Consider the following 9,006-nt stretch of genomic DNA (forward strand, 5'->3'; position numbering starts at 1 on the left):
GTGGTGGGCTTTGTCGGGGGGGGGGGCTTACTGGCCGGGGGGGCCCGGGGGGGGGGGGGGGGGGGGCCGGGGGGGGGGGGGGGGGGGCCCCCCCCCCCCCCCCCGCGCCCGGCCACGTGCCGCGCCCGCCTACTTGCCCAGCCCGGCCCGCCGCAGCGCGTCCGCCATCGCGCTGTTCACCACCGGGGCCGCGCCGCCGGAGCCACCGGAGCCACCGCGCCGGTCCTGCCGGGGCGGCCGCGACCCGCGCTCGCCCCGGTCGCCCCGGTCGCCGCGCTCGCCCCGGTCCCGGCCGCCGCCGGAGCCGCCCCTGGGCGTCTCCTCGTCCAGCCGCAGGGTCAGCCCGATCCGCTTGCGCTGCACGTCCACCGAGACCACCTTGCAGGTGACCACGTCGCCCGGCTTCACCACCTCGCGCGGGTCCTTGACGAACCGCGCGGACAGCGCCGACACGTGGACCAGCCCGTCCTGGTGCACGCCCACGTCCACGAAGGCGCCGAACGCGGCCACGTTGGTGACCACCCCCTCCAGCACCATGCCCACCACCAGGTCGCCGATGGTGTCGACGCCCTCCTTGAAGGTGGCGGTGCGGAAGGCCGGGCGCGGGTCGCGGCCCGGCTTGTCCAGCTCGCCCAGGATGTCGGTCACGGTCGGGATGCCGAAGGTCTCGTCGGCGAACTCGGACGGCTTGAGCGAGCGCAGCACCGCGCCGTTGCCGATCAGGTCCTTGACCGTGCCCCCGGTCCTGGTCAGGATCCGGCGCACCACCGGGTAGGCCTCGGGGTGCACCGAGGAGGCGTCCAGCGGGTCGTCGCCCCCGGGGATCCGCAGGAAGCCGGCGCACTGCTCGAAGGCCTTCGGGCCCAGCCGGGCCACGTCCTTGAGCGCCCGGCGGGTGCGGAACGGACCGTTGGCGTCGCGGTGCGCGACGATGTTCTCGGCCAGCGTGGCGGTCACCCCGGAGACCCGGGTGAGCAGCGGGGCCGAGGCGGTGTTCACGTCCACGCCGACCGCGTTCACGCAGTCCTCGACCACGGCGTCCAGCGAGCGGGACAGCTTGGTCTCGCTCAGGTCGTGCTGGTACTGGCCGACACCGATCGACTTGGGGTCGATCTTCACCAGCTCGGCCAGCGGGTCCTGCAGCCGGCGGGCGATCGAGACCGCGCCGCGGATCGAGACGTTGAGCTCCGGCAGCTCCTGGGAGGCGAAGGCCGAGGCGGAGTAGACCGAGGCGCCGGCCTCGGAGACGATCGCCTTGGTCAGCTTCAGCTCCGGGTGGCGCTTGATCAGGTCCTCGGCCAGCTTGTCGGTCTCCCGCGAGGCGGTGCCGTTGCCGATCGCGATCAGGTCCACCCGGTGGGTGGCCGCCAGCGTCGCCAGGGTGTGCAGCGCGGCGTCCCACTTGTTGGCCGGCTGGTGCGGGTAGATCGTGTCGTGCGCGACCACCTTTCCGGTGGCGTCCACCACCGCGACCTTGACGCCGGTGCGGAAGCCCGGGTCCAGGCCCATGGTTGCCCGGGTGCCGGCCGGCGCGGCAAGCAGCAGGTCGCGCAGGTTGGCGGCGAACACCCGGACCGCCTCGTCCTCGGCCTCCTGGCGCAGTCGGCCGCGCAGGTCCAGGCCCAGCCGGACCAGGATCCGGGTGCGCCAGGCCCAGCGCACCGTGTCGGTCAGCCACTTGTCGGCGGGCCGGCCGCGGTCGGCGATGCCGAACCGGGCGGCGATCCGCTGCTCGTAGTCGTTCTCGCCGGGCAGGTCGCCGCCCTCCTCGCCGTCCAGCGGCGAGAGTTCGAGGTCCAGCACCTCCTCCTTCTCACCGCGCAGCATGGCCAGGATCCGGTGCGAGGGGAGCTTGGTGTAGGGCTCGGCGAAGTCGAAGTAGTCGGCGAACTTGGCGCCCTCCTGCTCCTTGCCGGCCCGCACCGTGGCGACCACCCGGCCGCGGGTCCACATCCGCTCGCGCAGCGAGCCGACCAGGTCGGCGTCCTCGCCGAACCGCTCGACCAGGATCGCCCGGGCGCCGTCCAGGGCGGCGGCGGCGTCGGCCACCTGCTCGTTCAGGTAGCCCGCCGCCAGCGCGGCCGGGTCCTGGCCGGGGTCGGCGAGCAGGGTGTCGGCCAGCGGCTCCAGACCGGCCTCGCGGGCGGTCTGCGCCTTGGTCCGGCGCTTGGGCTTGAACGGCAGGTAGATGTCCTCCAGCCGGGCCTTGGAGTCGGCGGCCAGGACCTGGGCGCGCAGCGCGTCGTCCAGCTTGCCCTGGGCCTCGATCGACTCCAGCACCGCGGCCCGGCGCTCCTCCAGCTCGCGCAGGTAGCGCAGCCGCTCCTCCAGCGTGCGCAGCTGGGCGTCGTCCAGCTCGCCGGTGACTTCCTTGCGGTAGCGGGCGATGAACGGGACGGTCGAACCGCCGTCCAGCAGCTCGACAGCCGCCCTCACCTGCCCTTCGCGGACCCCGAGTTCCTCGGCGATCCGTCGCCCGACTGCTTCTTCGGCTGGCGTGGTCACGAAGCCGGTCACCTTCTCCAGAGTTGCCTTGCGGGTACGCCCTGCATTCTGGCAGTTGTAGGGTCCCGGTATGGATGAGGCGCTGCTGGAACGGCTGGGTGCGGGAAAGTACCTGCTGGTCACCTCGTACAAGAAGGACGGCACGCCGGTGCCCACCCCGGTCTGGGTGGTCCGCGACGGCGACTCGCTCGGCGTCTGGACGGTGGCCGACAGCTGGAAGGTCAAGCGGATCCGGCGCCGGCCCGAGGTGCTGGTCGGTCCGTGCGACCTGCGCGGCAACCCGACCGGCGGGTCGGTCCCGGCGCACGCCGAACTGGTGGACGCGGCCGGCTACCGGACGCTGCTGGCCCGCAAGTACGGGCTGGTCGGCCGGCTGACCCTGCTGGGCAGCCGGCTGCGCCGCGGCACCGACGGCACGGTCGGGATCCGCATCACCCTTCAGGACTGAACCCTTCAGGACTGAACCCTTCAGGACTGAACCCTTCAGGACTGAACCCGTCAGGGCTGGTACGGGGTCAACTCGGCCCGCTTGGGCGGGCGCCCGTCCCCGGACGAGCGCCCGGTCAGCCGCCGCACCAGCCACGGCCCGACGTGCACCCGCAGCCAGTGCAGGTCGGCACCGACCCGGGCGAGCCGGCCGACCGGCGCGGCGGGCGGCAGCGGGGCGCGCCAGTCGAAGGCGGCCTCGCGGCCGAGCGCCTGGCGCACCGCCTCGGCGACCCGGCGGTGGCCCTCCGGCGAGAGGTGCAGCCGGTCCTCGGCCCAGAGCCGGCGGTCGTCGAAGACGGTCGCGGTGAACAGGTCCACCACGGCCACCCGGGGGTGCTCGCCGAGCCGCTCGACGAAGGCCCGCAGCCGCCGGATCGCGGGCATCAGCCGGGCACTGCCGGCCATCCGGCGGGTCGGGTCGGTGCTGGTGAAGAGCACCACGGTGGCACCGGTGGCGAGCAGCCGTTCGACGGCCTCCCCGAGCCGGGCCTCCACCCGGTCGATCTCGCAGCCCGGGCGGAGCACGTCGTTGAGCCCGCCGGCCAGGGTCACCAGCTCGCCGCCCAGGGCCACGGCCGGGTCCAGCTGCTCGGCGCTGATCTGGCCGATCAGCTTGCCGCGCACGGCCAGGTTGGCGTACCGGAAGTCGGCGGGGGCGACCTCCCGCGCGAGGGCCTCGGCGAGCCGGTCGGCCCAGCCCCGGTAGTGCCCGTCGGGCAACAGGTCGTCGCACATGCCCTCGGTGAAGGAGTCCCCGAGAGCGACGTAACTCGTGAAGCGGGTGGCAGTAGTCATGGCCCCCCGATGTTACTAGCGGGTCCGCCGCGGGCCCCGGCGCCTATGCTCAGGGGTGTGAGCGGAGGAACTCCCCCGGGGGGAGAGACCAGCCTGACCATCGGCGTGCTCGCCGAGCTCGCCGGGGTCAGCGTCAAGACCGTGCGGTTCTACTCCGACCAGGGCCTGCTCCCGGAGGCCGCGCGCAGCGCCGGCGGCCACCGCCGCTACGGCGGGCCCGCGCTGGCCCGGCTGCGCGAGCTGCGCGGCCTGCGGGCGCTGGGCCTGTCGCTGGCCGGCGCCGCCGAGGTGGCCCGCGGCGAGCTCCCGCTGGCCGAGGCGCTGGCCGGGCAGCGGCGCGAGCTGGCCCGCCAACTCGCCGAGCTGCGCTGGCGCGAGGCCGCGCTGACCGCCCTGGCCGGCGCGCCGGACCAGCTGCTGGTGCTCGGCGAGGCGCTGCGCGAGCAGCCCAGCCAGGACGCGTTCGCCGCCTTCTGGCACCGGATCCTGCCGCTGCGCCTGCCCGCCCGGCTGAAGGGCGCGATCGTCGACGCCGCCGTCCCGGAGCTGCCGACCGACCCGACGCCGGCCCAGGCCCTCGCCTACGCCCGGCTGCGCGGGCTCGCCCTGGACCGGGGCTACGCGGCCGCCGTGCGCGGCCCGCAGCCGGACGACTGCCCGGGACTGGAACAGGTGTACCGGGACACCGGCGAGGCCTACGAGCTGGCGCTGGCCCAGCTGGACCGGCCCGCGCCGGGCGCGCCGACCGAGGCGCTGGGCGCGTTCGTGGCGGCGTACGCGCGGGCGGAGCGCCGGACCGACTCGGCCGGCTACCGGCGCGAGCTGGCCGGGCGGCCGAGCGCGCACGACCTGCTGGCCCGCTACTGGTCGCTCGCGGGGCAGTTGCACCCGCGCCCGACCATGGGGGCGGCGCACGACTGGATCAGCGCGGCGCTGCGGGCCGAGGTCGGCGCGCCGTAGCGGGCCCGCAGCTCAGTGCAGCTGCGCGCCCGCGCCGGTGACCCAGTGCTCGCGCACCGCGTCGGTGGGCCGCTGCTCCCCCAGCACGGCCAGCCCCCAGTCGCCCAGGGCGGCCACCACCGGGCGCAGCGCCTGCCCGTGCTCGGTCAGCTCGTAGACCGTGGCGTTGGCCGGCCGCTCCAGCCGGCGGCGCTCCACCACCCCCTCGGCCTCCAGCTGCTTGAGCCGGGCGGCCAGGATGTCCGTGCTGACCCCGGGCAGGTCGGCGTGCAGGTCGGTGTACCGGCGCGGACCGCCCAGCAGCTCACGGACGATCAGGAGGCTCCACCGCTCCCCGACCGCGTCCAGGGCCCGGGCGATCGCGCAGTACTGGTCGTAGCTTCGGCGTGACATGCCATCAGCATAGCCAATAGGTTGGACTTTCCAAGTGCCTACTTGGTAGAACAAAGCAACACGGACGGTTCGGGCCGGGAGGCACCCAATGGAGTTTCGACAGTCCAGCAAGCTCGCGGGCGTGTGTTACGAGATCCGCGGCCCGGTGGTCGACCAGGCGAACGCACTGGAGGAGGCCGGGCACAGCGTGCTGCGGCTGAACACCGGCAACCCGGCGCCGTTCGGCTTCGAGGCGCCGGAGGAGATCATCCAGGACATGATCCGCAACCTGCCGAGCGCGCACGGCTACAGCGACTCGCGCGGGATCCTGCCGGCCCGCCGCGCCGTGGTGCAGTACTACCAGCAGCGCGGTGTCACCGGGGTCGGGGTGGACGACGTCTTCCTCGGCAACGGGGCGTCCGAACTGATCCAGATGGCGGTCCAGGCGCTGGTCGACGACGGCGACGAGGTACTGGTCCCGGCCCCCGACTTCCCGCTCTGGACGGCGGTGGTCCGGCTCGCCGGCGGCAAGGCGGTGCACTACCTGTGCGACGAGGAGGCCGACTGGTACCCGGACCTCGCCGACATCGCCACCAAGATCACCCACCGCACCAAGGCGATCGTGGTGATCAACCCCAACAACCCCACCGGCGCGGTCTACCCGAAGGAACTGCTCACCGGGATCCTGGACCTGGCCCGCCGGCACGGGCTGATGGTGCTGGCCGACGAGATCTACGACAAGATCCTCTACGACGGCGTCGAGCACCACTGCCTGGCCGCGCTCGCCGACGACGTGCTCACCCTCACCTTCAACGGCCTCTCCAAGGCCTACCGGGTGGCCGGCTTCCGCAGCGGCTGGCTGGTGGTCTCCGGCCCGAAGGAGCACGCCAAGGACTACCTGGAGGGCCTGACCATGCTGGCCGGCATGCGGCTGTGCCCCAACGTCCCGGCGCAGTACGCGGTGCAGGCGGCGCTCGGCGGCCACCAGTCGATCCACGACCTGACGCTGCCCAACGGCCGGCTGACCGAGCAGCGCGACGTGGTCTGGCGGGCCCTCAACGAGATCCCCGGGGTGAGCTGCGTCAAGCCCAAGGGCGCGCTCTACGCCTTCGCCAAGCTGGACCCGGCGGTGCACCGGATCCACGACGACGAGCAGTTCGTGCTGGACCTGCTGCTCCGTGAGAAGATCCACATCGTCCAGGGCACCGGCTTCAACTGGCCCCGCCCGGACCACTTCCGGTTCGTCACGCTGCCCCGCAAGGACGAGCTGGAGACCGCGATCAGCCGGATCGGGCGGTTCCTCGCGACGTATCGTCAGTAGCGCGGGCGCTCGGGCGAACGGACGGACATTCACTCGAAAGATTCCGCACACCCGAGCCGCACGCCTCCCCCGCACTGCCGTGCGCGTCTTACCGGCCGTCGATCTTCCACTGAGACTGAGGAAGATCGACGGTCGACTTCTGCCTGGGGGGCTCCCGTGACCACGCAACCGTTCCAGCTGCCCGACTTCTACCTGCCGCACCCGGCCCGGCTCAACCCGCACCTGGAGGGGGCCCGGGAGCACACCAGGGCGTGGGCGCGCGCGATGGGCATGCTGGAGGGCTCCGGCATCTGGGGCCTGCAGGACCTGGAGGACCACGACTACGCGCTGCTCTGCGCCTACACCCACCCGGACTGCGACAGCGCCGCGCTGGACCTGGTCACCGACTGGTACGTCTGGGTCTTCTTCTTCGACGACCACTTCCTGGAGACCTTCAAGCGCTCGCTGGACCGGGTCGGCGGCAAGGCCTACCTGGACCGGCTCCCGCTCTTCATGCCGATGGACCTCGCGGACGGCTTCCCCGAGCCGACCAACCCGGTCGAGGCCGGCCTGGCCGACCTGTGGGCCCGCACCGTGCCGCACATGTCCATGGACTGGCGGGCCCGGTTCCGGGAGTCCACCGAGCACCTGCTGAACGAGTCGCTCTGGGAGCTCTCCAACATCAACGAGGGCCGGGTGGCCAACCCGGTGGAGTACATCGAGATGCGCCGCAAGGTCGGCGGCGCCCCCTGGTCGGCCGGCCTGGTCGAGTACGCCGCCCGGGCCGAGGTGCCCGCCCGGGTCGCGCACAGCCGCCCGCTGCGGGTGCTGCGCGACACCTTCTCGGACGGCGTGCACCTGCGCAACGACCTGTTCTCCTACCAGCGCGAGGTCGGCACCGAGGGCGAGCTGAGCAACGGCGTGCTGGTGCTGGAGACCTTCCTCGACTACTCCCCCCAGCAGGCCGCCGACGCCGTCAACGAGCTGCTCACCAGCCGGCTGCACCAGTTCGAGAACACCTTCTTCACCGAGCTGCCCCCGCTCTTCGCCGAACACCGGCTCAGCGCCCCGGAGATGGCCCGGGTGCTCGGCTACGCCAAGGGCCTGCAGGACTGGCAGTCCGGCGGCCACGAGTGGCACCTGCGCTCCAGCCGCTACATGAACGACCGCGCGGGGCTGGCCGGCCCCTCGTTCTCCGCGACCCCGGTGGGCCTCGGCACCTCGGCCGCCGACCTGCGCCGCCTGGTCGACCCCCGGGTGCTGCGCAGCTTCAGCCACGTCCCCTACCAGCCGGTGCCCGAGTACCGGGTGCCGGAGATGTACCAGCCCTTCACCCCCGCGCTCAGCCCGCACCTGGCGGCGGTCCGCCGCGCCAGCGCCGCCTGGGCCCGCGACCGGGGCTACCTGGACGTGCGGCCCGGGCTGGCCGACTCGGGCGTCTGGGACGAGCGCAAGCTCGCCGCCGCCGACCTGGCCCTCTGCTCGGCCGGCATCGATCCGGACGCCACCCCGGCGGAGTTGGAGCTCTCCGCCGAGTGGCTGATCTGGGGTACCTACGCCGACGACTGGTTCCCGATCGCCTACGGCCACCCCGCCGACCCGGCCGGGGCCCGCGCCTGCGTGGACCGGCTGGCCCGGTTCACCCCGGTCGCCGACGTCACCGCCACCCCCGAGCCGCTCAGCCTGCTGGAGCAGGGCCTGGCCGAGCTCTGGGCCCGCACCGCCGCGCCGATGGACCGGGCGGGCCGCGAGGCCTTCGCCGCGGGCATCCACCGGATGCTGGAGAGCTGGGTCTGGGAGATCGCCAACCGCGCCGAGAACCGCATCCCGGACCCGGTGGACTACATCGAGATGCGCCGCGACACCTTCGGTTCCGACATGACCATGAGCCTGACCAGGTGGGGCCGGCGGCGCACCGCGCCCGCCGAGGTCTGGGAGTCCGGCACCGTCAAGGCCGTCGAGCGCGCCGCCGCCGACTACGCCTGGCTGATCAACGACCTCCACTCCTACCGCAAGGAGGTCCAGTTCGAGGGCGAGCTGCACAACGCCGTGCTGGTGGTGCAGCACTTCCTCGACTGCGACCTGGAGCACGCGCTGCGGGTGGTGAGCGATCTGCAGACCTCCCGGATGCGCCAGTTCGAGCACCTGACTGCGCTGGAACTCCCGCAGCTCTACGAGGACTTCGCGCTCGACCCGGAGCAGCGCGCGGAGCTCGACGGCTACGTCGGCGACCTGCGCAACTGGATGAGCGGCATCCACGTCTGGCACCGCGGGGTGGCGCGGTACCACGACTCCGAGTTCGAGTACCAGCCGGCCGCCCACCGGGCCCGGCTGGCCGCGGCGGCGGTCGGCGGGCCCGCCGCAGCCGCCTTCCGGATCCCGGTCCCCGGCGGTCTCGGCACCTCCGCCGCCCGGATCCTCACCGCCCTGGCGGCCGCCGGCACCGGGCGCTGACCGGGACGGACACGGGTGGGCCCCCGGGGCGCGCGCCCCCCCGGCCCCCCCCGGCGGGGGGGGGGGGGGTCGGGCCGGGGCCCCCCCCCCAGCCCGGCCCCCCCCCCCCCATCCCCCCCCCCCCAGGGTTT

7 protein-coding genes are annotated in these 9,006 nt (G+C 73.8%); 4 read left to right on the forward strand and 3 right to left on the reverse strand.

The genetic code is table 11. The features are described from left to right. Positions 1–129 precede the first annotated feature (129 nt). Positions 130–2,505, reverse strand: a complete 2,376-nt coding sequence (locus ACFW1A_RS23005) for a Tex family protein (RefSeq protein WP_380411031.1) — start codon at positions 2,503–2,505, stop codon at positions 130–132. A 70-nt stretch (positions 2,506–2,575) separates the two neighbouring features. On the opposite strand from ACFW1A_RS23005, the gene ACFW1A_RS23010 reads away from it, so the two are divergent. Continuing rightward, complete coding sequence (locus ACFW1A_RS23010; protein ID WP_380411033.1) at positions 2,576–2,953, forward strand: PPOX class F420-dependent oxidoreductase; 378 nt, start codon at positions 2,576–2,578, stop codon at positions 2,951–2,953. Positions 2,954–3,003: 50 nt separating this feature from the next. Here the strand turns inward: ACFW1A_RS23010 and ACFW1A_RS23015 are convergent, their stop codons facing one another. Then, positions 3,004–3,789, reverse strand: coding sequence for an SGNH/GDSL hydrolase family protein (locus ACFW1A_RS23015; protein ID WP_380411035.1), 786 nt, complete (start codon positions 3,787–3,789; stop codon positions 3,004–3,006). 57 nt (positions 3,790–3,846) lie between these two features. Between ACFW1A_RS23015 and ACFW1A_RS23020 the strand changes: the two genes are divergently transcribed. Further along, a complete protein-coding gene (locus tag ACFW1A_RS23020; protein WP_380411036.1) occupies positions 3,847–4,749 on the forward strand; it encodes a MerR family DNA-binding transcriptional regulator in 903 nt (300 codons plus the stop codon). A 12-nt stretch (positions 4,750–4,761) separates the two neighbouring features. Here the strand turns inward: ACFW1A_RS23020 and ACFW1A_RS23025 are convergent, their stop codons facing one another. Beyond that, positions 4,762–5,142: a winged helix-turn-helix transcriptional regulator gene (locus ACFW1A_RS23025; RefSeq protein ID WP_380411037.1), complete on the reverse strand. Its 381-nt coding sequence runs from the start codon at positions 5,140–5,142 to the stop codon at positions 4,762–4,764. A gap of 88 nt (positions 5,143–5,230) precedes the next feature. Between ACFW1A_RS23025 and ACFW1A_RS23030 the strand changes: the two genes are divergently transcribed. Further along, positions 5,231–6,442, forward strand: a complete 1,212-nt coding sequence (locus tag ACFW1A_RS23030) for a pyridoxal phosphate-dependent aminotransferase (RefSeq protein ID WP_380411038.1) — start codon at positions 5,231–5,233, stop codon at positions 6,440–6,442. A 156-nt stretch (positions 6,443–6,598) separates the two neighbouring features. Beyond that, positions 6,599–8,875 (forward strand): germacradienol/geosmin synthase, encoded by a 2,277-nt coding sequence (locus ACFW1A_RS23035; RefSeq protein WP_380411039.1) that lies wholly within the window; start codon positions 6,599–6,601, stop codon positions 8,873–8,875. The last annotated feature ends 131 nt before the right edge of the window (positions 8,876–9,006 follow it).

The organism is Kitasatospora sp. NPDC058965, assembly GCF_042741245.1.
Taxonomy (GTDB): domain Bacteria; phylum Actinomycetota; class Actinomycetes; order Streptomycetales; family Streptomycetaceae; genus Kitasatospora.